Below are 25,428 nucleotides of genomic sequence, written 5' to 3' on the forward strand. Positions count from 1 at the left end.
TCGTATCAGCGCACAGCGGCGCATCATTGTCGTGTAACGCATCATAGCCTCTAGAAACCCAAGCCCTAATTTATGGTTCCTTTGGTTGCATAGCAATTACTGATTAGCGGTTAACGCGAATATCAAGATTGTGGGCAAATGAAAATTTTCACAAGAATGTTATGAAAAATAGCCCACTATTGTGGGGTTTTTGGCGGTGAAGCGACATTGTTTATGCATTTCTGATATTGCGAAGCTTAATAAAAAAACCATAAGAATTACATCTATAGGTAGTATCGCTTTTAGGTAATTACTGGAACCTCTTGGTTCCGTGCTTAAATTCCGTTATTGCAGATATTGTTTATATAACGGGGGATATCGGACATGGGCGACGGCGTGGAGAGTATTTCATCTTCCAAGCCCCTGGATGGCATGGCGGCGGCCAGTCCGATTGTCTTTTCCGACACTCTGGGGCTGTTTCAGCGGGCCGCTGGCCCATTTCTCGATACGGTTGTCGTCTTTGCAAGCCCCTGGGGGCTGGAAGAACTTTGCACCACGCGGAAATTCTGGCGCATCATTGCCGACAGGTTGGCGAGCCGTGGAATTGCGTCGCTTCGCTTTGACTGGCCGGGCACTGGCGACGCGCGCGATGACATCGACTTTTCTTCCGGGCTGGAACTCTGGCGAAAGACGCTGATCGAAGCGGCGGACAAGGCGCGGCTTTTGTCGGGCGCAAGCCGCGTGGTAATCATTGGGCAGAGCCTTGGTGCGGCAGTCGCCGCCGAAACGGGGCCGCGTATCGAAGGTCTGGAAGCGCTGGCATTGTTGTCTCCGGTGATTTCCGGTCGGTTTTACACGCGTGAGCTGGCGGTGTGGTCGAGTATGGTCGATGCCGATCTGGGCCTTCCCGATGCGCAGCGGATCAAAGGGGCGGTTTCCATCGCGTCTTTGACGATGACGCCGGAAATTGCGACTGAAGTGAAGAAGATCAATCTTCTTTCGTTGCCAGAAAAGCCTGCGGACAAATGCCTTCTGCTCGCAAGGATCGACCGCCCGAACGATGCGGAACTGGCAGCGCAGCTCGAAACGCTGGGCGCGGAAGTCACCGTGGAAGCCTTCACCGATTACGACAAGCTGATTTCCAATCCGGTTATTTCGCGATTGCCTTTAAATGTTGCGGATCGACTGGTCGATTGGGCGGTGGCGCTTGCCGGTTCCAGACCGGCACGGAACAGTGCCGATGAAAGCGGTCTCGGTGGGCAGATCGCGGGCGACGGCTTCGTCGAAACGCCGGTGGCATTCGGTGCGAACAACCGTCTGTCGGGTGTTCTGTGCGAGCCTTTGGGTGAAAGGAAGGGGCAGACCGTCCTGTTCCTGTCGTCTTCTTATGATCGGCGCGTCGGATGGGGACGGACCACCGTTGACATGGCGCGCAAGCTGGCGCGAGACGGTGTTCCGTCGCTCCGCTTCGACATTTCCAATGCCGGTGACAGCCCGCCCAATCCGGGCATGCCGGAACAGGTGCTTTATACGCACGCGCCGGAGGCCGATGTGGCCGATGCGCTCGATTATCTGGACGGGATTGGGCTGGGGCGTCCGGTGTTGGCCGGACGTTGCAGCGGTGCATTTCTTGGGCTGCACTGTGCAGTGCTGGACGAGCGGGTATCGGGCGCGGTGCTGGTCAATCCGGTGACATTCTATTGGGCGCCAGAGCTTTCAGTCGACGATGTCGTGCGCGAGGGCAATCGCACGCTGGAAGACTATGGCAGCCGTGCCATGCGTCTTGATACGTTCAAGCGTTTGTTCCGTGGAGAACTCGATATTCGCGCCATCCTGCGCAATATTGTGCGGGGTGTTAGCGGGCGGGTGCTTGGGCTGGCGCGCAAACTCTTGCGCAGTCGCACGGTTGAAGGCCGGGCGATCTATTCCGCTTTCGATGAATTGAAATTGCGGCAGGTGCCGCTGACGCTGGTCTATGCTGAAAAAGACACTGGTCGCGAGCATTTCAATTATTATTTCGATCAGGTGGGCGACAAGGTGCAGCGCTTCGACAATGTGAGTGTCGCGATCATTCCCGACGCCGATCACAATCTGACGCCGGAACATGCGCGCACGGTCTATATCGATGCGATCCGCTCGCTGGCTTTGAACGCTGGTTAGAGCGGTTCCGGTTAAAACGGAATCGTGGAACCGCTCTATCTATTTGTTTTTACGCATTATCCCACGCAAAACCGCTACGCACTTTTGCTGGAAATGCTCTAAAACCAGACAGTTCGCGACGATCCGGCAATGCGAATTTCGCCGCACGGTTTGCCTTCGCCATCATGGCGGGGGAGAAGTGCGACACGCTTCGTCACGCCGGGGGCGAGATGGAACCAGCTTTCCGCCGCTCTCCAGCCTTCCGCGTCGATGCTGACCGATTGCGCCAGCACGGATGTGCTCAGATCGAGAAACCAGTTGCCGCTGTCTTCCACGACACTGCATTCAATTGCGGCATCGTGGAAAGCTTTGGTGCGTCCCTGCGGAAAATGAAAAGCCTCCGCAATCGTGGCTTCGCCGCGTTTCAACCGGGCAACCGTCACGTCATGGGCCGGAGGGCCGAAGCGATAGGCATAAGTTGTGTCGAAAAATGCGCCGAACAATTCGGTCGCCGGTATTGTAACGGCTGAACGGGCTGAGAGCGAAAGATCGCGGCGACCGCTCACGACCGGCTGTGCACCGGCGCGCAGGCAGGCGAGTTCGAGTGTCAGGTCGGCGGTATGGGGTTGTTCATTCAGGACGTGAATGGCCAGCCCGTTGACGCCTTCGTCGGTCAAGGCAACCTGAACCGGACGAAACGCGCGTTTCAGCCCATGCCATGCGGGTTTCGGTTCGCAGGTCGCATCGACCACGCCCCAGCCAGCACCCGGCAACACGTCCTGAAATGTCCAGACCAGAGCGCCAAAACAGGTGCTTGCCGGTCGCCGCCATTCGGCAAAGGTCGCCTCCATCACTTCCGCCGTAACGGCGCGGGAAAGATGGAGATATTGCTCCATGTCCTCCCGCCGCAAGCGGGCAGGGTCGTAGCCATAGAGCATTTCCAGATAGGCATCGCGCACGTCTTCGAAATCCCACGACACGCCGCGATCACGCGGAACACGCGCTTTCCAGCGCGGATCATGGACTGCGGGCACGTCAAGATGCGCCTTGAGCGTGCGCGCTTCTGGAACATTGGAGAAAGCCAGACTTTCGGTCGCAAAGCGCACTTCGGCGCGGCGCGCATCGTCCAGTGGTCGGCAATAGGCGCTGACGCCGTAATAATGGCTGACGCCTTCATTGCTGATGAAGGGCAGTGCCCCATCGCAGGGCGAATTCGGCACATAAGGAATGTCAGGGCAGAACTCGCGCACGATGGCAGGCAGAATTTCTTCGGTCAGCGCGCCTTTCCAGATTGTCTCGGGCAGGCCCATCATGGCACCCTGCTGGTAAATCTCGCTGCCGCCGCACAACACAGTCAGTGAAGGTGCATGGCGAATGGCGCAAAGAAGCTGTCGTGCTTCATCCTGTACTTTGGCGACGAAGCCTTCATCTTTCACCGGGTAGTCGAAATTGGCAAACATGAAGTCCTGCCAGACCATGATGCCGAGTTCATCGCAAAGGGCATAAAAGTCCGGCGTTTCATAAGCCGTAATGCCGCTGATGCGCAGCATGTTCATGCCCGCATCCTGCGCGAGCTGCAACCATGGTTGATAGTCGGCGCGTGCGCCCGGCAGGCGGACAATGTCGGCAGAACTCCAGACCGCGCCGCGACAAAAGACTTTCTCGCCGTTGATCACCAGCGCGAATGATTTCCCGTCCGAGCCGCGATCAACGCCGATGCGGCGAAAGCCGGTGCGCCCGAGCGGCTGCTTTTTGGCGTCGATGGATAGTTCCACATCATGGAGCGTCGGCGCGCCATGAGTGTGCGGCCACCATGGTTCCACAGCGGGAATGGTCAGTTTTGCCTGCCAGCGACCGTCTGCTTGTCTGTCACAGGTGATCTGCGAACCTGCGCAATGCAGGGCCAGATTTTCAGCCTTGCCCGCGTAGGTAAAACTGACGGTAACTTCTCCGTCGCCATTTTCATGAAGCGTGGATTGGATGGCAATGTCGGTAACAGCTTCCGCGTCGGCTCGGCTGATCGTCACCGGACGCCAGGGGCCGACAGCATGAACTTCCGGGCACCAGCCCGGCATATGACCAAGCGCTGTCATGCGGATGAGGCGTAAGCCCTGCGTGTTCATCAATTGCGTGCGCCAGCGCGCACGCGGGCCCTTCTGCTCCAGCCGGGGACCAAGAGCACGGAAGCAGAGCGCCAGCTCATCCGCGCCGGTCAGCGTGACCGGCAAGTCGTGGGCGAGGAACATGCTGTCGCTGGTGCAAACCAAAGCGCCGTTCAAATAGATTTCGCAAATCGTGGCAAGACCTGCAAAATGCAGCATTGCCTCACCGGGCGGCTCGGAGAGGTCGAGAAAATACCACGCATCCTGATTGTTCAGCGGTGTTGGAGCAGTGCGGCTGAAGTGTCCTGCCTTTTCAAGCGCTTCTGCCACCGTTCCCGGAACCGGCGCATCGAGATACGCCCGATTGCGCAAGACATCGCCCGGCGTTGCGGCCTCATTGGCTGCGGTCAGGAAAAGCCGCCAGCCCTCATTGAGCGGGCGGCTCGTGGCAGTTTGTTCAGGCAGCATCGCGACCAAGTTCTGTTTCAAGCGCTCCTGTCATGCGATCCCATGCATCGGCGGCAGGCACCAATGCGCTTGCCAGCGTATCGAACTTCTTGCGCATCACCGCGCGGGCAAGCTGGAACTGTACGGCCTTGGCGGTTTCGGCAATCTGGATAGCGTCGGCAGCAGCAGCGGTAAAACGCTTGCCTTCGCCCAGCCATTGCAGATGGCTTGCGGCCAGTTCGAAATTCGCGCCGAGCTGGCGCAGCGTGTTGAAGGCATATTTGTGGAAGAAGCCGAAGGGACGTTCGGCAATCGCTTCCACCTGTGCCGGAAAAACAGTTGCGAAAGCGCGGATCGGATTGTCCTTGGGCCTGCGCGCAAAGTGGCGCGGCAACAGAATTTCCGCCACGCGCCGCTGATGCGCTTCGGTCGGCACATCCTTCGGGAATTTCGCAAATTCCGTATAGGGCAGGAAGGGCAAGTCGGCTTCCGTCAGATGACGCTGGAAAACGCCGTCGAAATCCTCGCCCTCCAGATGGTAGAAGCCGCCATTATGGAAATAATCGAGCGAACGGTTCTCTACATCCATGCGGTTGATCGCGATGGTGGTTTTGCCATGCTCGGTGCGATAGCTCACGCCATGCGTATCAGGCATGAAATAGCTGTCCATCTCGACCATGCACAGCCGTCCGCGCGCGATCTGTTCCGCGATATGGCCTTCCACACTGTCGAAGATGGCAAGCTCCGTCGCCCGCACGCCATAGAGCGCTTCGAGGTCTTCCAGCGGCACCTTGAAGAAGGTGAACTGGTCGCCCTCGAAATCCTGCGTCAGGGTAAAGCCCAGCATCGCTTCGGGAGCGACCCGAAGCGACGCCAGCACTTCGATCCAGAGATCGACATAGCAATTGGTTTCAGGCCAAATGCGTGTCTGCGCATGCAGCGCATGCGGCGCGTAGCCTTCTGGCGAGATATGCGGAAAGACTGCCTGCATGTCGCTTTAGAGCACGTTCCAATCTGATTGAGTCAGACCTGCGCTCTCATCCCTTCTATTTTAAGCACAATCTTATCGACCTTCGGTTCACTCCGGTCGGATTATGCTTTAACCCCACAATTCGTTGCGTACGCTCTCCGGCCAGGCTTTGACGTCGAGACCATGGTGATGGAACAGCGCCAGCGCGATGCGTTCCAGCCCGAAGCCGACGCAAGCCGTGTGCGCAACTTCGCCGTCATGCTGCGACAAGCCCCACTTCACACCGAACTGGTCCTGATGATAGTTGAAGCTCATGCAGGCGGTTGGCTTTTCGACGCTGGTGATCGGGATCAGCAGTTCGAATTTCAGGTTCTGGTCGCGCTGGTTGTTGACCAGCATGCGTCCTGCGCGTCCGAAGAAGGGATCGTTCGCCACGTCGATTTCAACCGGCAGGCCAACCTTCTTCATCATGTCGGTGCCGCGCTCTATCCAGAGCTGGCGGAATTCCATCACGTCGGCTTCCGTGCCCATGCGCACATATTCGCGCATGCGGAACAACTGCTGGCGGGCAGGGTCCACCGAAGGTTCATGACGGAAGCAATAGGATTGCAGGTCATAGAGGCCGCCGCCTTGCGGCAGCGGACCGCGCTTGGCAATCGTTGGATAGAGCGGATAGCAGGCGGCGGGCGTCAGGACGATGTCCGTTGCCTTCTGCTCCAGCGTCCAGTCTTCGCCAGCATCCATGCATTTGATGAGGTTGATATGGTCCAGCTCGCAACCGCAGAAACTGTGCACCGTACCGGCCAGCTGCGGGAAGCTCTTCATATAGCCGCTTTTTTCAAAGTAAGCGCGATTGAGGCCGGGCGGGAAGCGGATCGCTTCTGCGCCATCAGCGCCGCCGGTGCGGTCAACGAGGCGCTCGAAGGCGACGATAACATCTTCAAACTGGCCGGAGCGCCCGTAAAGGCCGTCCACGCCGGTTTCAATCAGCAGTCCGGCATCGAAAAGCCGGTTGAGAAAAGATCTTTGCGCGTCCATGGCGTTATCCCAAGAGGCTGGTGTTCTGTTTGTGAATGAGCAGCATGGTGGCCGTGTTGCCGAGGATGCGCTCGTTGGAAATCATGAGCTGGGCCGAATGCGCATCGCGCAAATGACGGCCAAGGCTGTAGGGCGTGCCGTTCTTGTAGCCCATGATGCCGCACACCAGCATGGCGTGGTTGATGACCTGCAAAATCGTCTGCGAGGCAGCGACCTTCAGATTGTTCATCGCGATGGCAAAGCCCATGGACGCAAGTTTGTCCGCGTCGTGCTTCGCGTCCTTATAGGTCTTGAGGCAGGCGACGATTTCCGACTTCAGCATTTGCAGCATGTTGGAGGCTTCGGCGACGCGCAAAGCGCCCGGCTGCGGTGCGCCCGGATTGCGGCGTGCTGCGGCGCGCACGAAAGCCTGCGCGCGGTTCACGGCATCGACGGCGATGCCATACCAGAGCGAACTCCACAATGTATGCGACTGTGCCAGCATGGACTGCGCTGCAATCTCGGCAAACGGATGCGGCAGGATCTGCACCTTGTCCGCTTCGCCCCGGAACACAAAGCCTTCCGAACAGGTGCCACGCATGCCGAGCGTGTCCCATTCATTGGTCTTTTCCAGCGTGTACTGGTCTTTCCGGAAAACGGTCATGACCTGATCGGACGAGGCCGCATCCTTGTGTGAACGCGACGTGATCAGGATGGCATCGGCATAAACGCCATAGGAAATAACCGTGGCGTTCTTTTCCAGACGGCAGGTGTCGCCATCGATTTCGATTGCGCAGATGGAATTGCGCAAATCGCCGCCAATGCCGCCTTCCGTGGTCGCCGAGGCAAGCAGCAACTGATCATCCGCGACGTCACGCATGAAGTTGCGATGCCATTCGACCGATTGCCCGTGCTCCACCAGGCTGGACAGCTTGATGTGGTGCATGGCGAATATCATCGCGCTTGCAGCACAGGATTGTCCCAGAATGCAGCACAGTTCTGCAATCTGGTCGATCTCGGCGCTTTCGCCGCCCAAATCGCGTGACACCTGAATGCCGAGCAATCGCTCGGTCTTCATCGCATCAATGGCTTCCTGCGGAAAGCGTCCTTCCTTGTCGACGCTATCGGCAAATTTTCCGGCGATGGCTGCTACGCGACCGGCACGCTCGGAAAGACTATTCCCCCCGCCTGCATTCATTACGCGGCCTCATTATCCTTGAGGATGGTGGTGATCGTCTGTTCAATCGCGCTGATGCTTGCAAACGACTTGCGATTGAGAAACTGGTCCGGAAATTCGATGTCGAACTTGTCTTCAAGGCCAAGCATCAGCTGCACCGAGGCGAAAGACGACAGGCCAGCCGTATAAAGATCGGCATCGTCTGCGATGTCGGTCACGGCTATGGGCAATCCGCCAACTTTGGTCAGAAGTTCCCGAATAGATTCATTCATGGTTCATTTCCCCGCGTTTGGTGCACAGATCGACGGGAGCGTCTTCATCCGGTGCACCATTTGCCTATGTTAGCTCTTGAAGGTCTACAACCCCTGCTTGAGGCGATATTAGTATCAGGAAGCCTTTATATTATGTTGACAGGACGGGGCGGTTGTCGGTCAAATGTGCAAAGCGTCGCATATAGTTAAATATTGATGATGGTTACCGCCGCTGTTGATCTGCAAGATCAGGCCAAAGTTGGGAGAAAGTTTCGTATAAATTCTTTTCTGCGCCTTTAAATTTTTCGAAGGGAATATTCATATTACTTTGTTGAGAAAATAATATTATTTGGTAAAGATAGGAGAAATACGCAATAGAGTGGCCATGAAGTCTTGAAATGATCGATATCATATACGTTATTACGCCGATATTCGCGCTCATGGCATTTGGTTTTCTTGCGGTGAAGGCGGGTTTATTTCCGACCTCTGGCGTTGGTAGTCTCATCTCCTTCGTGAATAATTTTGCAACGCCCTGTTTGCTGTTCTACTCGATTACGACGAGCGACTTTCGTTCCGCCTTCGATCTCAAGATCATCGGGCCGTTTTATGTGGCAGCGATTATCTGCTTTGTGCTTGGCATAACGATTGCCCGCAAAGTCTATACGAACCGTCCCGGCGAAAGCGTGTCTGTCGGTTTCACCGGTACATTCACCAACACTGTGCTGATTGGCTTGCCGATCATGACGCGCGCTTATGGCGATCAGGCGCTGCCGGTCACTTTGTCGATCATCGGCCTGCATGGGGCTATCCTGCTGACGGTCGGCATGATGACGATGGAGCTGGTACGCCGCGACGGTGAGGTTTTGAGCAAGACAATCATTGTTGCCCTGCGCCGTATTGGTTCCAATCCGCTCATCTGGGGCATTGCCACCGGCATTATCGGCTCTAGCCTTGGCCTCCAACTGATAGAGCCTGCGGATGCGTTTTTCTCGATGATGGCACAATCGGTCGTGCCGGTCTCGCTGTTCGGCATTGGTGGCGCGCTGACACAATTCAAGCTCTCGGAAAACTGGAAACAGGCTCTCATTGCATCGATCATCAAGCTGATGGTGCATCCGGCGCTGGCCTATGTCCTGATGATCTGGGTGCTGAAAGTGCCGGTGGAAACCGCGCGTTATGGTGTGTTGCTCGCGGCCATGCCAGCCGGGGTGAATGTCTATATTTTCGCGACCTATTATAATCGCGCCTCCGGTGTGGCGGCCAATGCTATCCTCATCGGCACACTGCTTTCAGCAGTCACCATGTCTTTCTGGCTCTATGTTCTCGGCAGTTAGTGCGGGGCCGGTTGGCTCTCACACCTGTCAGACCGCGCGTCTGCGCTTCATGGTGATTTCGTAGCGTTCCCACCCGACAAGCACAAAGCTGGAAGCGACGATCAGCAAGGCGCCGACGAAGACGTTCGTTGCGGGGACTTCTGCCCAGATCGCGTAGCCGTAGACAAAGGCCCAGATGAGGCCGGTATATTCGACGGGTGCAAGTGCCGATGCGGGCGCGTGGCGGAAACCTTCATAAAGAAGATATTGGCCAAGCGTGGCGATCAGGCCGAGGCCGAACATCAGCGCCCAGCCCATGGCGTCGGGCCATTGCCAGATCCACGGAAAGGAAACCGCGCAGGCGATGCCAAAGATCAGGCTCGTGGCGAACATCTGGGTCAGCGTTGTTTCGCTGCGGCTGACAAGCCGGATCAGGATCGTGCTCCATGCCCAGCAAAAGCCGGCCACCACGCACATGATGGCGGGGATCAGGTTTGGCGAATGACCGGGATTGGCCGCGATGAGAACGCCGACGAAGCCGCCGAAACAGGCGATCCAGCGCCCGGTTCCAATCCGCTCCTTCAAAACAAGAATGGACAGGAACATGACCATTATGGGCGCGGAGAAATAGAGCGTGGTCAGTTCGGCAAGACCGAGAAACTTGGCTGCATTATAGAACAAAAGCCACGCGAACAGCATAAGCCCGGGGCGCAGCACAAGTGTTCCGCGATAGGGGCTGTGCATGATCGACGGGTGGCGATAATGGCGCACCAGAACGCCGGTAATTACCACAATGACCAGACTGCGCATGAAGAGGATTTGCGGCACGGCATAGATGGCGACAAGCCACTTTACCAGTGCATCCTGCAAGGCAAAGCATGCATAGCCCGCCGATGCCAGCGCAATTCCGACCAGCGGCTTCGTTTCCTGCATGCCCGTTGACATAATGACCCGCCAAACCCGTTATTATTCAACGAGCTGTTACTCCCGGCGCAGAGCAATGTCATGTCAAAAATAATGATCGATTGATCAGGGTTTCTGACAGGACGCGCACGCAGTTTTTTCCACTCATGCGTGCGGTAATACTCGGGTTTCCATGCAATGTTGAAAATTGTTTTCTGAAAACAATGTAAAATACGACATGTGCCGTATTTTGTTAAATGTTTCTGTATGTCTATTCGATGACCTCTTGTCGTAAATACATTTTAGTGACAAATAAAATAAGAATTTCGGGGCAAGGGGGACGTTGTGCGGTCGGGGACACTGGCGGGGGCGCTTGGCGCGTCGGGATGGCGTTATTTTTGTGCGATGTTGCTGGGGCTTTTTGCCTTGATATTCGGCTCATTGGCGGCTCAATCTGCGCCGACGGCAGGCTCACTAACGATGATTGTGAGAAAGGATATGCCAGCCAATGGCTGGCTTCCGGCAACTGGCGACGGCATAACTTTCTCAATTACACCCGATCCGCAGCATGGTAGTGTTACAAGCTTAGATACTAGTACGGGCTTCTTTGTCTATACGCCTGCACCAGGTTTTATTGGAAGTGACACTTTTAACTATCAGGTAACAGATGGTGCCAGTTTTGCTTCGGGCGTTGTTACACTCAATGTGATTGACGAGCCAAAAGTAACGTCAGTGGCAGTCCCTGCGTCTGGCTACTACAAAACCGGCGATGTGTTGACGTTTTCGGTAGCATTTGACCAAAATGTGTTTGTGACAGGGGTTCCATCTGTACCTATCCTTATCGGTACAACCACGCGCAGTGCGACTTATAAGTCAACAATTGGAAATAACGTTCTAACTTTTTCCTATACTGTCGAGTCTGGTGATAAGGATACAGACGGGATTAGTCTTGGCTCAGCGATAGACTTGAATGGCGGCGCCATTCAAGCCATCGGCGGGCTGTCAGCCAATCGCACATTTGTTAATGTTGGCGCGACGAACGGCGTACTTGTCAATGTAAGCACGCCCACATTGAGCATCACGAATTCGTCGTCACCTTTCGATAATGTCCAGTTGCTCGTGGTTACTTTTTCTGAGGGAGTGACGGGGCTTTCAGAAAATGATTTTATTTTGACAACAACGGGTACTGTCGGGGCGACCCCTACATTGTTGCCGATGGGGAGCAGTTTGGTCTATTTGCTTCAGGTTGTTGTTTCGGGTAGCGGATCGGTTATGGTAAGTCTCCCTGCGGGAGCTGTTACAAATGCCGACGGAATTGGCAATATCGCATCCAATGTCTTGAATGTACCGATAATGCAGTCAGCCGATGCGAATTTGCAGAACCTCATTCCCAGCGCGGGGACGTTAGCGCCTGCCTTTGACCCCAACACGATCTCTTATACGCTGAATGTAGCAAACGACGTCGAGACAATTACTTTTACCCCAACGCTTTCGGATACGAGGGGTGCGGTTGTCATCAACGGGGCAACAATACCCAATGGAACGGCCACCCCTGCAATTAATCTGGCGGTTGGAAGCAATACGGTTACCACCACAGTAACCGCGCAGAATGGAACCACCACGAAGACTTATACTGTCAACGTTATCCGCGCGCAGTCGGGCAATGCCGATCTGGTGGGTCTGGTACCGAGCGCGGGAACTTTGGATCCGGCATTTTCACCCGGCAATACGGCCTATTCGTTGACGGTCCCTAACGGAACATCGTCGTTACAACTGACACCCACATCCGCTGATCCAACGGCCACCATTGCGGTCAATGGAGCAACCGTACCATCTGGTAGTGCGAGCACTGCACTACCGCTTGGCATCGGTACCACGACCCTGACGGCTGTCGTCACGGCGCAAAATGGAACAACGCGCAGCTATACGGTAAATGTCACCAGAGCTGCGTCAGCGGATGCAACGCTTGCTGGCCTCGTTCCCAGTGTTGGCTCGCTGGACCCGGCATTTGACAAAGAGACACTCAGCTATTCTATCAATGTTGAAAACACGGTCGAGAGCATAACCTTCGCCCCAACAGTTTCCGAACCCTCCGCTCGCATAACCGTTGCAGGGGGCAGCGTTGCGTCGGGAAGTTCAAGCGCTCCCATAGGGCTGACTATTGGTGCGAACACGGTTTCGATTGTCGTGACTGCACCAAGTGGGGCTAACCGCAGCTACACGGTTGTGGTCAACCGTGCGGCCATGGTTTTCCCCGACCCGACGCTCGATCCGGAAGTAATCGGTTTGTTGAACGCGCAGACAAGTGCCGCACGACGCTTTGCACAGGTTCAAACCCGGAATTTCCAAAACCGGCTTGAGCAGTTACATGATGAAGGCGACAGGCGAAGGTCTAGCCTCGGTGTGCGGCTTGGCAGTCCATCGACCGCACAGCAACCGGAAGACCCGGCCAATCCCTCGTCGTCAGCATCATCGGCAGGGATTTCACCTCTCGGCTATGCCCCCGAAAAGCGCGACAGCTTTCCGGGCAAGGCTATTGGCTTGAAAGAGCCGGAGCAGCCTGCGCCGACTATCGATCCAGACCTTGGGCCATTCGCATTCTGGAGTAGCGGCTTTGTGAACTTCGGTCAGCGCGATAGCGGTAAGGTCGATCTGGACTATACGCTTGTCGGCGTGAGTGGCGGCATTGATTACCGGTTCTCGGAACGCTTCGTGGCGGGCTTCGGTGTCGGATACGGGCGGGATCGCACAGATATTGGCGACAATGGCACGGAGAGCCGCGCCAATGCCTACAGCGCTGCGGTCTATGGTAGCTTCAAACCGATCGACAATTTCTTTATCGATGCGCTTGTCGGCGGCAGCATTCTCGACTTTGACTCCACCCGTTTCATCACGGCAGATGGCAGTTTGACCGACGGCAAACGTGATGGCCATCAATTGTTCGGATCGCTGACGGCTGCTTATGAATTCCGTCAAGCAGCATGGTTGGTCTCACCTTATGGCCGGATGGAAATGTCGCGCTCCTGGCTTGATGGCTATTCCGAAGGTGGCGAAAGCATCTACCGGCTGACCTATGGCGATCAGACCGTGGACACTGTCACAGGTGTGGTTGGTTTGCGCGCCAATTACGCCATCGACTACACATGGGGGCGTCTGACCCCCGGTGTCCGCGCTGAATATGCTCATGATTTCCAGGGTTCCAGCCGGGCCGCCATGGGATATAGCGCGCTTGGCGGGCTTCCCTATGCACTCGATGTTGAAGGCGAGAGCAGCGATAGCGCCAATGTGGGCCTGTCGCTCGATTTCAGCTTTGATAATGCCTGGACCACAGGCGTCGAGTATCGAACCGGCTTCGGTGGTTCTGGCGCGCGAGACCACGCGATAGCACTGCGGGTTGGTGCGAAGTTCTAATCAAAAAGGCGGCCGTCAGGCCGCTTTTTTCTTATTATCCGCACTCGTTCTTCATTTGACGGAACAAAAGTGACGCCGCACTATTTATAAGGTGAGCAATTATTAGCCGGATGCACTATGGACCGTTATGGTGGGGTTCCTAATCGAAATCTGCCGTTGAATGCAGCGCAAACGAGATTACCCACTCTGGCCGCAATGGCCGGGGTCATTGCCGTGTTCTATTTTGCCAAAGATGTTTTTCTGCCGCTGGCCATTGCGATCCTGCTGACCTTCATGCTCGCGCCGATTGTCGCTTTCCTCCGAAGGTTGCGGCTGCCGAGGCTGGTGGCAATCATCACCAGCGTTGCTGGCGGTTTTCTGATCATTGCCGTTTTCAGCGCGATTCTGGCCTTTCAGGTAACGGAAGTCGGGCAGAATATTGCAACCTACCAGTACAACATCATCGAAAAGATACGGAACCTGAAGAAGGCAGGCACGGAAGGCGGGATTATCGACCGTCTGAACCGGTTTGCCGAAAGGGTGGGCGCCGAGATCAACAGTCCGGAAGATAAGCCCGACGTTCCGGGCATCAATCCGGAGCCGGAAAGAAAGCCGGTTCTGGTCGAGATATTCTCGCGTCGAAGCCCCATTGAAACACTGGAAAGCATCATAGGACCACTGGTCAGTCCCTTGGCTACAACTGGCCTCGTCATCGTGGTCGTTGTGTTCATGTTGCTCGAAAGGGAGGAACTGCGCGACAGGTTCATCCGGCTTGTCGGCTATGGCGACCTGCACCGAACCACCGAAGCCCTTCAGGAAGCTGGTAGTCGTGTAGGCCAGTATCTGCTGACGCAGCTTATGGTCAACATCGCTTATGGTGTTCCATTGGGTATCGGCTTGTGGTTGCTTGGCATACCCAATGCGCTGTTGTGGGGCATGCTCGCCATTGTCTTGAGGTTTGTGCCCTACATCGGACCAGTCATCGCTGCGGTGATGCCGATCTTTCTGGCCTTTGCGGTTTCTCCCGGCTGGACCTTGCTCATCTGCACGATTGCGCTTTTCATTGTTGTGGAACTCATCAGCAACAATGTAATCGAGCCTTGGCTCTATGGGTCGAGAACTGGCCTGTCTCCACTGGCAATCATTGTTTCTGCCATTTTCTGGGCGTGGTTGTGGGGGCCTGTGGGGCTGGTGCTCTCCACCCCTTTGACGGTTTGTCTTGTTGTTCTGGGTCGGCATGTGCCGCAGTTTGAGTTCTTCGAGATCTTGTTCGGTGACGAACCGGTTCTTGATCCCGAAGAGCGGCTCTATCAACGCCTGCTTGCTGGAGACCCTATTGAGGCGACAGACAATGCGGAAGAGATACTCGAAGAGAAGTTTCTGGTTGAGTATTATGGCACGGTTGCAATTCCAGCCCTTCTTCTTGCCGAACAGGACAGGGCGCGTGGCGCGCTGAACGACAAGCAGCTCGACGATGTGACGAACAGCGCAAATATGCTGGTTGCCAATCTTCGCATGATTGCCAATGAAGAACTCGACAATGATGAAGATGTCACCATTGAAACTGCTTCGGATGAAAAGGCCAAGATTGAATTGCCATCAGGTGATGGAAAGGTGGTCGTTAGCATTGGTGGGCATGATGCGCTGGACGACATAACTGCTGAAATGGTGGAGCAGACGCTATCGGTTCAGGGCGCGCAAGCCACTGTGATTGGTCATGCGGGACTGTTGCCAAGCCAGTTGAGCAAAGAGGCGATTGCAGGGGCATCGGCTGTCGTTGTTTGTTATCTGAATGTGGAATCTGCTATACGCTGCAGATTTTCAATCCGCAGGCTCAAGCGTTTTAATCCGGATGCGCTGGTTGGCGTCGCAATATGGTCGCTTGAGTCAGCCAAAAGTGGCAAGGAAGGCGCGCAGCTTCAGGATAGAATACAAGCAGACTTTGTGTCGTCCGAGATCGTTGACGTTGTGATTAATTGTCTTTCGGATCAGGAGCCTTCAAAGCTGCGGGCTTCTGCATCAGTAGGTGCAAAACGTCCATCATCGCGTGATTAGTTTCGTCTCGACCATTTGAAGCCAAGGCCCCCAACAACAACGCTCACCACCCGGTCGAATGGGCAGAGATTTGCGTGCTTGCCATTTCGTATCGAAACCGCTCCGCGATGGACCAAGCCAGGAATAGCGCACAAGCCACAACAACCGTGGCCACATAAGTGTTCGGGTTCATTGGATTATCCGATGTTCAGTAATTGCAGCGCAAATACTTATCGGTGATGTTGCTGACAAGCTTCAATAAGACATGGCTGCTATGCGCGGTCGCATAAAACATCGCTTGTGCTAAAAAGGACCGTTCTCAATTCCTTCGAAAGCCTGAAAGGCGGATAGTGACAGCGCGTCTGGTCGTGCTATCACTTGTCGCAAAGAAATTGCTGCCTGGGAGGAGCGAATGGCGACGAATTCTGTAAAAGGCCCTGCGTCCTATTTTCCGTCTATAGAGGCGAAATACGGGCGTCCGATAGCGGAGTGGAAAGAGCTGATCCGCAGCCAAAGCGGTAAGAAGCACATGGAGCTGGTCGCATGGCTCAAGCAGGAACATGGCATGGGCCATGGTCATGCCAATGCCCTTGTCGCTGACACACTGCGCGAGTGATTGCTCGCTAACCTTGGTTCAGCAGATTTTGCATTCGTGTAGATGGCGTCAATCCAACGAATTGGATTGACGCTTTTCGCGGTTATTAGAGGTGATCGCGCGGAATGGTCTGGTTCCATTCGCGGGTCGTCACCGCTTCACCATTTTCCTTTGCCGTCAGCACGCCGGAAATATAGAAATTTGTGGCGTCCGAATGCATTTTCGTAGTGCTTTCGATATCGATCATCCAGCCTTCGCGGCCCATCTGATAGGCCTGTGTCAGCACATAAGATGCCGATAGCGGGTCATTGTCATTGATGCGCAGTTCACGCTTGAGGCTGTGGCTCAATTGCGTGCCGAGATCGTCAAAGCGCAAAATGCCTTCGCCGAACAGACCACCAATGCCTTCCGTCACATAGAGCGTTTCGCCGGTAACGTGATCCTGTTCGGTCCAGCGGCGCACGCTGCCCGGATCAAGCTGGGTCATCGGTGTTGCAGGACCATGCGCGGGCTTCTGGAAGGAAACCTTTGCATCGTCGGCAGACGGCTGACGTACAGGCAGGTCGAGAACCGACGTGGCTGTGTCGAGCGTCAGGGTCACACGCTTTGGCGATGGCCAGACCATCGGCCAGTAGCCGGTCGCAACCGAAAGACGGATGCGATGTCCCTTCTTGAAGCTGTAGCCGCTATCGTTGAGCTTGATCGCGATCTCATAGGTCTTGCCCGGTACCAGCATTTCCGGCTTGTCGTGGCCGTTGATGTGGTTGAGGTTGAAGACCTGATAGCTGACGCGGGTGATACGGCCATCGGGCAGAACATCGCTCAGACGCAGCGAAACCTGTGCAACCGGCTGATCGACGGTGAATGTCAGGCGAGCAATGGGCGCGCCCAGAATTTCGAGGTCTTCGGCGAGAACAGCGGTGTCGAAGTTGAGCGAGCCGCCATCGTCAAGACGCTGATCGGTCGGGTGTTCGCCGGGGCAACCCGTTGCCATCCATTCGCCACCGGCCTTGCCATGGCTGCTTGGCGAAGAGATGGACAATATGCCCTTGGCAGCATCGGCCTTGCCCAGCGTGAAGTCAGCGCCGAGCGCGAAAGGCTTCGGCATGATTTCAGTCGACGGCCAGTTCTTTTCGCCAACCCAGCGACCATTGGTGAAATCGCGTGAGCCGGTTGGTTCGATGGTATCGCAGACATAGGCGCGCAGCTTCGGCTCGTCCATGATGCCGGTCTCTTTGCCCTTGAGCCACTGGTCCCACCAGCGCACGGCTTCCTGCAAGAAGCCGATTGCCGGACCCGGCAGACCGTCCTGCGGATAGACATGGCCCCATGGGCCGATAATACCACGCGCAGGAACCTGAAGGTTTTCAAGCAGGCGCGGAACGGCATTGGTGTAGCTGTCGGCCCATGCGCCAATGGCGAGAACCGGGCACTGGATTGCAGACCAGTCTTCGCAGACCGAGCCATGCTTCCAATATTCGTCGTAATGCTGGTGTTCGAGCCAGAGAGCAGGGAAGAATGGCAGACGCTCCAGACGTTCAATCCATGCATCACGCCAGCCAGCACCCACAATCGCCGGATCGAGCGGACGCGACTGGTAGGCGAGCATGATCGTGCCCCACCACAGATTATCATTGAGCAGCAGGCCGCCCATGTAGTGGATGTCGTCGCGGAAACGGTCGTCGGTCGAATAGGCGGTGATGATCGCCTTCAATGCAGGCGGACGGCAGGCTGCAACCTGGAGACCGTTGAAACCGCCCCAGCTCTTGCCCATCATGCCGACATTGCCACTGCACCATGGCTGCTCAGCGATCCAGGCGATGACTTCGAGTGCGTCGTCCTGTTCCTGCTGGATATATTCATCGGCCATATGGCCATCGGATTCGCCCGTGCCGCGCATGTCAACGCGGATCGCGGCATAGCCGTTCTGCGCGAAATAGCCGTGCATTGGTTCATCGCGGCCACGTGTGCCGTCGCGCTTGCGGTATGGAATATATTCGAGCACGGCAGGAACGGGATTTTCCTCGGCGCCTTCAGGCAGCCACAGGCGCGCACCAAGACGGGTGCCATCCTTGAGAGTGATCCACAGATGCTCGGTAATGTTGACGGTCATGATCGGTTCCAATTTCAATAAAGAGCAGCCGGTGCGGCATTAGCGCCGCATCGGTAGTTTAACTGGCAGCACGTGCTTTCAGGATGTCGTCCAGCCAGTCACGGCGCAGCTCCGGAACGGATGTGATAAGCTGCTCCGTATAGGGCTCATAAGGCGGTTCGAAGATTGCCTTCGTGGTGCCGGTTTCGACCACCTTGCCCTTCTGCATCACCATGGTGCGGTCGGCGAGCCGACGGACGACGCCAAGGTCGTGGGTGATGAAGAGATATGACACGTGCAATTCGTCCTGCAACTTGCGCAGAAGTCTGAGAATTTCCTCCGCGACAAGCGGGTCGAGCGCCGAGGTCACTTCATCGCAGATGATGAGATCAGGCTTGGCGGCCAGCGCACGGGCGATACACACACGCTGTTTCTGTCCGCCCGAAAGCGCGCCCGGCAGGCGGCTTGCGAAATCGGCAGGCAGGCCGATGAGTTCAAGCAGGCGCTTGACCTCAATCTCGCGCTGGTCCTCATTCATGCCGAAATAGAACTTCATCGGACGACCGATGATTTCACCAACGGTCTGGCGCGGGTTCAATGCCACGTCGGGCAGCTGGTAAACGAGCTGAATGCGGCGCAGTTCTTCACGGCTACGCTTTTTGTAGTTCGCTTCCAGCCGCTGCCCGGCAAGCGTGATGATGCCGCTTGAGTGCGGCGGCAGGCCGGCAATGATGCGCGCAAGCGTCGACTTGCCGGAACCGGATTCACCCACAACTGCAAGCGTTTCACCGCGACGGATATAGCAACCCACATCGGTCAAAACGAGCTTCTTGCCGTAATAGGCGGTTGCGTTCTTCACTTCGAGCAGGATTTCGCCGGTCTTGTGCTCGGCCTGTTCGCCCGAAATGCTGGCTTCACGTTCAGACACCAGACGCTGGGTATAGTCCTGCTTGGGTGCTTCGAGAATTTCTTCCGCAGAACCAAGCTCGACCATCTTGCCATGACGCAGAACCATGATGCGGTCGGCGATCTGCGCTACCACTGCAAGGTCATGCGTGATGTAAAGAGCGGCGGTGTTGTAGCGCTGGATCAGGCTGCGCAAGAGTGCCAGCACCTCGATCTGGGTCGTCACATCAAGCGCGGTGGTTGGCTCGTCCAGCACCAGAATATCCGGGCGGCAGGACATGGCCATGGCGACCATGGCGCGCTGCAACTGGCCACCGGAAACCTGATGCGGATAGCGGTCGCCAAAATTGTCCGGGTCTGGAAGCTGTAGCGCATGCAGCAGTTCCAGCATCCATGCCTTTGCTTCGGCTTTGGTCATGAGGCCGTGATAAAGCGGCCCTTCCATGATCTGATCGCCGATGCGATGCGCCGGGTTAAACGACGCTGCCGCACTTTGCGCCACATAGGCAATGCGTGCGCCGCGCGCCTTTTCGCGGGTCTCGCGGGTGCCGTCCATCAACGAAATATCGTCAACGACAACGGTGCCTTCCGCGATTCTACAACCGCCGCGGCCATAGCCCATTGCGGCCAGACCAATGGTGGACTTGCCTGCACCGGACTCTCCAATGAGGCCCAGCACTTCACCACGCTTTAGCGTCACATCGACATGATCGACAAGCGTTGCGCCATTGGGTGCTTTGACGACGAGGTCGGAGATTGAAAGAACGATATCCTTGCTCATCGATCAGCTCCCTGCGTGGTCGTGCGTCCGGCCAGAAGCCAGTCCACGACGAGGTTGACGCCAACAGTGAGAATGGCGATTGCAGCCGCCGGGAACAGCGGTGCGTAGAGGCCGTAGAGAATAGCCTGCTGGTTGTCCTTCACCATGCCGCCCCAATCCGCAAATGGCGGCTGGATGCCGAGGCCAAGGAACGACAGACCGGCCACGAAGAGGAAGGTGAAGCAGAAACGCAGGCCGAATTCCGCGATCAGCGGCGGCAGCGTATTCGGCAGGATTTCACGCCAGATCAGCCAGCCGAGACCTTCGCCGCGAAGACGGGCGGTTTCGGCATATTCCAGCACATTGACGCCCTGCGCCACAATGCGCGCCAGACGGAACACGCGGGTGGAATCGAGCAATGCGATGGTGATGATCAGCACCGGCAGCGACGAACCGAGCGCCTGAAGGATGACGAGCGCCGAGATGAGCACCGGAATGCACATGACGGTATCGACGATGCGCGACAGGATCGTATCGACCCAACCGCCGAAAATGGCGGCAAGGAAACCGAGCGGTACACCGACGCTGAACGACAACAGCGATGCAGCCAGCGAAACGCCAATCGACATTTGCGCACCAAAGAGCAGGCGCGAGAGCATGTCGCGGCCATTCTGATCGAGACCGAACCAGAACTGGGCCGATGGTGGATCAAATGGTGCGCCGACAATATCTTCCTGACCATAAGGCGCGATCATCGGGCCAAACAGGAACATCAGGAGGCAAAGGGTGACGATGGCGAGACCGACCCACGCCGTCAGGGGAATAGATTTCTTCATTGTCTTCACCGTGGGTGCCTCAGGCGCGGATTGAGCGCGATGGCAGCGACATCGGCGATGATATTGAGAATGACATAGGCCGCACCGAAGACGAGGGCCGCAGCCTGCACAAGCGGAAGGTCACGCTTGGAAACGGCGTCAACCATGAAGCGGCCAAGGCCGTTATAGTTGAAGACCGCTTCGACAAGCACCACGCCGGTGATGAGGTAAGCGATGTTGAACGCCACCACATTGACGATAGGCGCTGCCGCATTGGGCAAAGCGTGCTTGGTCACAACGCGCTTGGTGCGCAGACCTTTCAGATAGGCGGTTTCAACATAGGCCTGATCCATAACCGACAAAACGGCGGTGCGTGTCATGCGCATCATCTGCGCAACGGTCACCAGAACCAGCGTCAGTGCGGGCAGGGCAGTGGCCTGAATCCATTCAAGGAATGTCATGCCTTCATAGGTATCGGCAAGGCTTGGCAACAGGTTGAAGCGGATCGAAAGGAACAGGATCAGCAAAAGGCCGAGGAAATATTCTGGCAGCGAAACGAAGGCGAGCGCCACGATATTCACAACGCGGTCGAAGATGCCGCCGCGCTTTACCGCAGTGATGAGGCCAAAGAGAATGGCGATCGGGACGCTGATGACCGCTGCAAAGGCTGCAAGCGCCATCGTATTCCAGAAACGCGGCCACAGGAGATCGGCAACCGGTTGCTGATTGGCAAGCGAGGTGCCGAGATCGCCGGTCACGAAACCTGCCAGCCACGCGAAATAGCGTGCGAGGACCGGTTGATTGAGGCCGAGGCTTTCGCGCAGCGTCGCAAGCGCTTCCGGCGTGGCATTCTGACCGAGAATGGCGGACGCCACGTCACCCGGCAGGATCTGCGTGCCGGCGAAAATCAACGCCGACACGAGGAACAGCGTGAGGAGCCCGAGCCCCACACGCTTGATGATTAGAACGAACATTTATGCTTCCAGCCAGACTTTTTCGGCAAGGCGCGCACCCATCAGATTGAACATCGGATGCGTGGTCACGCCCTTGAGCTTCTTGGAGGTGGCGTCGAGATAGTCGCCGAACATCGGAATAAGCGCGCCACCATCATTGCTGATCATGGCCTGCAATTCGGCGTAGATTTCCTTGCGCTTGGCTTGATCGAGCATCGCACGGGCCTCAAGCAGCTTGGCGTCGAAATCAGCGCTCTTCCAATGCGTATCGTTTTGCGATGCGTTGGATGCATAAGCGACCGACAGGGCCTGATCGGCGGTCGGGCGACCACCACGATAAGACATGCAGAACGGCGCCTTCATCCAGACATTGTCCCAATATCCGTCTGCAGGTTCACGCTTGATATCGATCTCGATACCCGACTTGGCGGCGGCGGTGCGGAAGATCGCAGCGGCATCGACAGCGCCCGTGAAGGCTGCATCGGAAGCAGACAGCTGGATTTTCAGCGAATCCATGCCGGCCTGTTTCAGATAGAACTTGGCCTTTTCCGGGTCATAGGCGCGCTGCGGCAGTGCTGCGTCAAAGAACGGGTCGGTGCTCGGGATCGGGTTGTCGTTGCCCAGACGTCCATAGCCGCGCAAGGCGGTCTTGAGCATCTGTTCACGGTCGATGGCGTGCTTGACGGCAAGACGGACATTGTTGTCGGTGAACGGTGCCTGCGTGCAATCCATCAGGAAGGAGAAGTGCTGGCCGCCGGACGACTGGACGATGTTGAGGTTCGGATTGCGCTTCAACAGATCGACGGTCTTGAAGTCGAGCTGGTTGATGGCGTGCACCTGACCGGACATCATGGCGTTGGTACGGGCAGACACATCATTGATAACGATGACTTCAACTGCATCAACCCATGCCGTGTTCGGCTTCCAATAGCTTTCATTGCGCGTGAAACGCGAACGCACACCCGGTTGGAAACGCTCGAAAACGAAAGGTCCGGTGCCGACCGGCTTGTTGAAATCGGTCCAGTCTTTCGGAACGACGAGGAAGTGATAATCGGACAGGATGTAAGGCAGATCGGCATTACCGCTCTTCAGCGTGATCTTGACCGTGCCAGCATCGACCTTGGCGACATCGGTGAATTCCGATGCGAGCGAACGCGCGCCAGATGTGGTTTCACCGCGATGCAGGTTGATCGAATAGATGACGTCGTCGGCGTCAAGCGTCTTGCCGTTATGGAAGGTCACGCCCTGACGAACCTTGAAGGTCCATTCCTTGGCGTCGGCTGATGGTTCCCAGCTTTCGAACAGCTCAGGCACAGCCTTGTTATTGGCGTCGATTTCGACAAGGCCGTTCATCAGCATGTAGGCCTGATTGACCGGAACCCAGTCCTTCAGAAGGCGCGGATCGAAATTGTCGGTCGTGCTGCCGCCGCCGATGCCGAGCTTGAGCACTCCGCCTTTCTTTGGCGCGCCTTCGCCTGCCGCCGCAGCGGGCGAGGTGATCAGGCCGCTCATACCGGTGATGCCCACCAGACCGAGGCCGGCTGCGCCCGCCATGAAAGAACGACGCGTCAATTGAAACTGGCTTTTTTGCTCAGGCATTCTGTACCCCTGTGTTTAAGTCATAGCTTATCGGCTTTTGCGGGTGGGGTAGCTTACTGTAGCCCTTATTTTCAAGGGTTGATGTCGGATTTCTGGGTATGACTTTTAAGCATACCCCCATGCGAAATGTGTGTCTTGGCATTTGCGCGAACAGGAATAAAGGAGCGTCCAACAGTACCGGCAGGGGCGCTTTTCCGTAAGGGAAGCTGTCCCTGCTTTTTCAGATTTGGATGATCCTGGAGATCGAAAATGGGTTTGCCGGATGTTATCGGCTTGGTGGGCGCGTTCTTTTACCTTCTTGGCTATGCGCTGATTCAATTGCGTATTTTTACTGTCGACGATCCGGTCATTCCGCTGCTGAATGTGCTGGGCGGCGTCGCCCTGATCTATTCGCTGGCTTGGAACTTCAACCTCGGCTCCTTCATTTCGCAGGTAGCCTGGCTGGTTATTACCGTTTTCGGGTATATCCGCTTCCGCATGGTGTCGCGCCGCCGCGCCGCACTCCCGCAGGAATGATGCGTTTCGCCGGCCCGATCATCTTTACGTGATCGGATCGGTTCCATTGCTTGCAATCAGCCAGTCGGCCACTTCCCGCACGATTTTGCGTTGGTGACGGTCGGCAGGTCGCATCAGATAGAAATAGGCGTCCGACCGCATCATGTGGCTGTGTACGGGCACCAAAGTCCCGCTCGCAAGCTGTTCCTTGATCAGCCATGTCCAGCCGAGCGTGATGCCGATGCCTTGCGTTGCCGCGGCGACGCAAAGGCCGTAATCGCCAAGCCGCCATTCCAGCGCGCCGGCGGGCGGCGACAGTTTGGCATCGTGCCACCATTCCGGCCATCCCTGCCATTCGCGCATTGTATCTTCGATAGCAAGCAGCACCGGCGCTTCCTGCTCCATGATATTGGGCACGCCCGGTGCCGATACCGGCACAACTTCCTCTCGACCCAGCACTGTGAGATTGACGCCGATGGGGCGCTCTTTGCGATAGAACAATGCAAGATCGAACTCATCGAGGCGCAGGTGGGCGACGTCATCCGTCACGCGCAGCCGGATTTCAATGCCTGAGATCTCTGCCTTCAACTTGCCTATGCGTGAGAGAAACCATTGGTCGGCAATGCCGCGCGAACAGGCGATGGTGATCTGCCGGGGGCCGATCCACGCCCGAAGGCCATCTGTGACAGCGCTGAGATCGCCAAGCAATCGACTGACTTCGGAGGCATAACTTTCGCCGATGGCGGTCAGCTGTACGCCGACGGGCAGACGATTGAAGAGCTTGGAGCCGATGAAGGCTTCCAGCTTGCCGATCTGTCGGCTGACAGCGCTCTGTGTCAGGCCCAGCTCCAGACCTGCACGGGAGAAACTGCCAAGTCTGGCCGCGCTGTCGAAAACCACCAGCGCATTGAGCGGCGGCATGGATTGACGACCGACTGCCACAGTTGACTACTCCCGTTTGCCAGAAGGCATGAATTGAAATTTCGGTTTGGTTTTGTGTATCCGAACCGTGTTCGTCAAGCCCTCTCAGGGAATATCCAACCGCTCAGAGAAACGGTTCGCCAGCCTAAGACGCTTTCAGTGCGGCGATATCTTCGAGCAGAGCGGAAGCGTTTGCGGATAAGGTGCAGCCTTTTTCACCGAGATAGCGCACGGCATTGCGTGCCGAGGTGCGATCCGTCGCATTGCCTATGAACGTTGTCAGCGAATCTTTGAACTCCAATACGATATTTTCTGTGCCACGCATGGTGCGATAGTCGACGCGTGACACGCTGGAATATGGCTTGGAGCGTAGGCGAAAAAGCCGGAATTCAATGCGGTCATCATGGAGCGTTAGCCGCGGCCCGATGTTGTTATGGCCCCAAGCTATCCAGGGAAGCGCTTTCCATCCGCCGAAAGATGCCTTCAGCGGTATATTCAGTGAATTCTGCTCGTTCATTGCTTCTAGCTAATGGAAGAACTGAACGGAGGAAAGTCGATTGTCGACAGACA

Annotated in this window: 19 protein-coding genes; 6 read left to right on the forward strand and 13 right to left on the reverse strand. The window is 56.4% G+C overall.

The genetic code is table 11. The annotated features are described in order from the left end of the window. The first annotated feature begins 363 nt into the window (after nt 1-363). The gene (locus FGI60_RS00975) at nt 364-2,139 is read left to right on the forward strand and encodes an alpha/beta fold hydrolase (protein ID WP_138783538.1); all 1,776 of its coding nucleotides are present in this window, start codon (nt 364-366) and stop codon (nt 2,137-2,139) included. Nucleotides 2,140-2,237: 98 nt separating this feature from the next. Here FGI60_RS00975 and FGI60_RS00980 read toward each other — a convergent pair whose 3' ends face one another. The 5 genes from FGI60_RS00980 to FGI60_RS01000 all read right to left on the reverse strand — a co-directional run bounded on the left by FGI60_RS00980 (nt 2,238) and on the right by FGI60_RS01000 (nt 8,103). Next, nucleotides 2,238-4,688, reverse strand: a complete 2,451-nt coding sequence (locus FGI60_RS00980; RefSeq protein ID WP_138783839.1) for a glycoside hydrolase family 2 protein — start codon at nt 4,686-4,688, stop codon at nt 2,238-2,240. After that, complete coding sequence (locus FGI60_RS00985; RefSeq protein WP_138783539.1) at nt 4,678-5,658, reverse strand: DUF1839 family protein; 981 nt, start codon at nt 5,656-5,658, stop codon at nt 4,678-4,680. The genes FGI60_RS00980 and FGI60_RS00985 overlap by 11 nt, the downstream gene beginning before the upstream one ends. A gap of 108 nt (nt 5,659-5,766) precedes the next feature. Beyond that, nucleotides 5,767-6,675 (reverse strand): amino acid--[acyl-carrier-protein] ligase, encoded by a 909-nt coding sequence (locus FGI60_RS00990; protein WP_138783540.1) that lies wholly within the window; start codon nt 6,673-6,675, stop codon nt 5,767-5,769. 4 nt (nt 6,676-6,679) lie between these two features. Beyond that, entirely contained in the window at nt 6,680-7,852 is a 1,173-nt protein-coding gene (locus FGI60_RS00995; RefSeq protein ID WP_138783541.1) for an acyl-CoA dehydrogenase family protein, read from the reverse strand. Continuing rightward, nucleotides 7,852-8,103 carry an acyl carrier protein gene (locus FGI60_RS01000; RefSeq protein ID WP_078338932.1) on the reverse strand — a complete coding sequence of 84 codons (252 nt, stop codon included), beginning with the start codon at nt 8,101-8,103 and terminating at the stop codon, nt 7,852-7,854. Before FGI60_RS01000 ends, FGI60_RS00995 begins: the two co-directional genes overlap by 1 nt. A gap of 377 nt (nt 8,104-8,480) precedes the next feature. Between FGI60_RS01000 and FGI60_RS01005 the strand changes: the two genes are divergently transcribed. Then, nucleotides 8,481-9,416, forward strand: a complete 936-nt coding sequence (locus tag FGI60_RS01005) for an AEC family transporter (RefSeq protein WP_138783542.1) — start codon at nt 8,481-8,483, stop codon at nt 9,414-9,416. Between the two features lie 27 nt (nt 9,417-9,443). On the opposite strand, the gene FGI60_RS01010 is transcribed toward FGI60_RS01005, so the two are convergent. Next, the gene (locus FGI60_RS01010; RefSeq protein ID WP_138783543.1) at nt 9,444-10,340 is read right to left on the reverse strand and encodes a DMT family transporter; all 897 of its coding nucleotides are present in this window, start codon (nt 10,338-10,340) and stop codon (nt 9,444-9,446) included. Nucleotides 10,341-10,643: 303 nt separating this feature from the next. Between FGI60_RS01010 and FGI60_RS01015 the strand changes: the two genes are divergently transcribed. The 3 genes from FGI60_RS01015 (at nt 10,644) to FGI60_RS01025 (ending at nt 16,338) form a co-directional block, all read left to right on the forward strand. Continuing rightward, nucleotides 10,644-13,709 (forward strand): cadherin-like beta sandwich domain-containing protein, encoded by a 3,066-nt coding sequence (locus tag FGI60_RS01015; protein ID WP_138783544.1) that lies wholly within the window; start codon nt 10,644-10,646, stop codon nt 13,707-13,709. Between the two features lie 117 nt (nt 13,710-13,826). Next, nucleotides 13,827-15,743, forward strand: coding sequence for an AI-2E family transporter (locus tag FGI60_RS01020; RefSeq protein WP_138783545.1), 1,917 nt, complete (start codon nt 13,827-13,829; stop codon nt 15,741-15,743). 391 nt (nt 15,744-16,134) lie between these two features. Next, a complete protein-coding gene (locus FGI60_RS01025) occupies nt 16,135-16,338 on the forward strand; it encodes a DUF4287 domain-containing protein (protein ID WP_138783546.1) in 204 nt (67 codons plus the stop codon). Nucleotides 16,339-16,423: 85 nt separating this feature from the next. On the opposite strand, the gene FGI60_RS01030 is transcribed toward FGI60_RS01025, so the two are convergent. The 5 genes from FGI60_RS01030 to FGI60_RS01050 are packed head-to-tail and all read right to left on the reverse strand — an operon-like array spanning nt 16,424 to nt 23,442. Further along, on the reverse strand, nt 16,424-18,430 hold the full coding sequence (locus tag FGI60_RS01030; protein WP_138783547.1) for a CocE/NonD family hydrolase: 2,007 nt from the start codon (nt 18,428-18,430) through the stop codon (nt 16,424-16,426). A 58-nt stretch (nt 18,431-18,488) separates the two neighbouring features. Further along, entirely contained in the window at nt 18,489-20,096 is a 1,608-nt protein-coding gene (locus FGI60_RS01035; protein WP_138783548.1) for an ABC transporter ATP-binding protein, read from the reverse strand. Next, a complete protein-coding gene (locus FGI60_RS01040) occupies nt 20,093-20,911 on the reverse strand; it encodes an ABC transporter permease (RefSeq protein WP_121539578.1) in 819 nt (272 codons plus the stop codon). The genes FGI60_RS01035 and FGI60_RS01040 overlap by 4 nt, the downstream gene beginning before the upstream one ends. Before the next feature lie 5 nt (nt 20,912-20,916). Next, on the reverse strand, nt 20,917-21,864 hold the full coding sequence (locus tag FGI60_RS01045) for an ABC transporter permease (RefSeq protein WP_078338919.1): 948 nt from the start codon (nt 21,862-21,864) through the stop codon (nt 20,917-20,919). Next, entirely contained in the window at nt 21,865-23,442 is a 1,578-nt protein-coding gene (locus FGI60_RS01050; RefSeq protein ID WP_121539576.1) for an ABC transporter substrate-binding protein, read from the reverse strand. It lies immediately after the preceding gene. Between the two features lie 249 nt (nt 23,443-23,691). On the opposite strand from FGI60_RS01050, the gene FGI60_RS01055 reads away from it, so the two are divergent. After that, on the forward strand, nt 23,692-23,958 hold the full coding sequence (locus FGI60_RS01055; protein WP_061348194.1) for a CBU_0592 family membrane protein: 267 nt from the start codon (nt 23,692-23,694) through the stop codon (nt 23,956-23,958). A gap of 24 nt (nt 23,959-23,982) precedes the next feature. On the opposite strand, the gene FGI60_RS01060 is transcribed toward FGI60_RS01055, so the two are convergent. Both FGI60_RS01060 and FGI60_RS01065 read right to left on the reverse strand, forming a co-directional pair. Beyond that, nucleotides 23,983-24,879, reverse strand: coding sequence for a LysR family transcriptional regulator (locus tag FGI60_RS01060; protein ID WP_138783549.1), 897 nt, complete (start codon nt 24,877-24,879; stop codon nt 23,983-23,985). 124 nt (nt 24,880-25,003) lie between these two features. After that, nucleotides 25,004-25,375, reverse strand: a complete 372-nt coding sequence (locus tag FGI60_RS01065; RefSeq protein WP_138783550.1) for a hypothetical protein — start codon at nt 25,373-25,375, stop codon at nt 25,004-25,006. Nucleotides 25,376-25,428: the final 53 nt, after the last annotated feature.

It is taken from the genome of Brucella haematophila, assembly GCF_005938105.1.
Taxonomy (GTDB): domain Bacteria; phylum Pseudomonadota; class Alphaproteobacteria; order Rhizobiales; family Rhizobiaceae; genus Brucella; species Brucella haematophila.

Coding starts and splice junctions, on each gene's coding strand:
- FGI60_RS00975 (WP_138783538.1), top strand. CDS start 364: ATGGGCGACGGCGTGGAGAGTATTTCATCTTCCAAGCCCCTGGATGGC.
- FGI60_RS00980 (WP_138783839.1), bottom strand. CDS start 4,688: ATGCTGCCTGAACAAACTGCCACGAGCCGCCCGCTCAATGAGGGCTGG.
- FGI60_RS00985 (WP_138783539.1), bottom strand. CDS start 5,658: ATGCAGGCAGTCTTTCCGCATATCTCGCCAGAAGGCTACGCGCCGCAT.
- FGI60_RS00990 (WP_138783540.1), bottom strand. CDS start 6,675: ATGGACGCGCAAAGATCTTTTCTCAACCGGCTTTTCGATGCCGGACTG.
- FGI60_RS00995 (WP_138783541.1), bottom strand. CDS start 7,852: ATGAATGCAGGCGGGGGGAATAGTCTTTCCGAGCGTGCCGGTCGCGTA.
- FGI60_RS01000 (WP_078338932.1), bottom strand. CDS start 8,103: ATGAATGAATCTATTCGGGAACTTCTGACCAAAGTTGGCGGATTGCCC.
- FGI60_RS01005 (WP_138783542.1), top strand. CDS start 8,481: ATGATCGATATCATATACGTTATTACGCCGATATTCGCGCTCATGGCA.
- FGI60_RS01010 (WP_138783543.1), bottom strand. CDS start 10,340: ATGTCAACGGGCATGCAGGAAACGAAGCCGCTGGTCGGAATTGCGCTG.
- FGI60_RS01020 (WP_138783545.1), top strand. CDS start 13,827: ATGGACCGTTATGGTGGGGTTCCTAATCGAAATCTGCCGTTGAATGCA.
- FGI60_RS01025 (WP_138783546.1), top strand. CDS start 16,135: ATGGCGACGAATTCTGTAAAAGGCCCTGCGTCCTATTTTCCGTCTATA.
- FGI60_RS01030 (WP_138783547.1), bottom strand. CDS start 18,430: ATGACCGTCAACATTACCGAGCATCTGTGGATCACTCTCAAGGATGGC.
- FGI60_RS01035 (WP_138783548.1), bottom strand. CDS start 20,096: ATGAGCAAGGATATCGTTCTTTCAATCTCCGACCTCGTCGTCAAAGCA.
- FGI60_RS01040 (WP_121539578.1), bottom strand. CDS start 20,911: ATGAAGAAATCTATTCCCCTGACGGCGTGGGTCGGTCTCGCCATCGTC.
- FGI60_RS01045 (WP_078338919.1), bottom strand. CDS start 21,864: ATGTTCGTTCTAATCATCAAGCGTGTGGGGCTCGGGCTCCTCACGCTG.
- FGI60_RS01050 (WP_121539576.1), bottom strand. CDS start 23,442: ATGCCTGAGCAAAAAAGCCAGTTTCAATTGACGCGTCGTTCTTTCATG.
- FGI60_RS01055 (WP_061348194.1), top strand. CDS start 23,692: ATGGGTTTGCCGGATGTTATCGGCTTGGTGGGCGCGTTCTTTTACCTT.
- FGI60_RS01065 (WP_138783550.1), bottom strand. CDS start 25,375: ATGAACGAGCAGAATTCACTGAATATACCGCTGAAGGCATCTTTCGGC.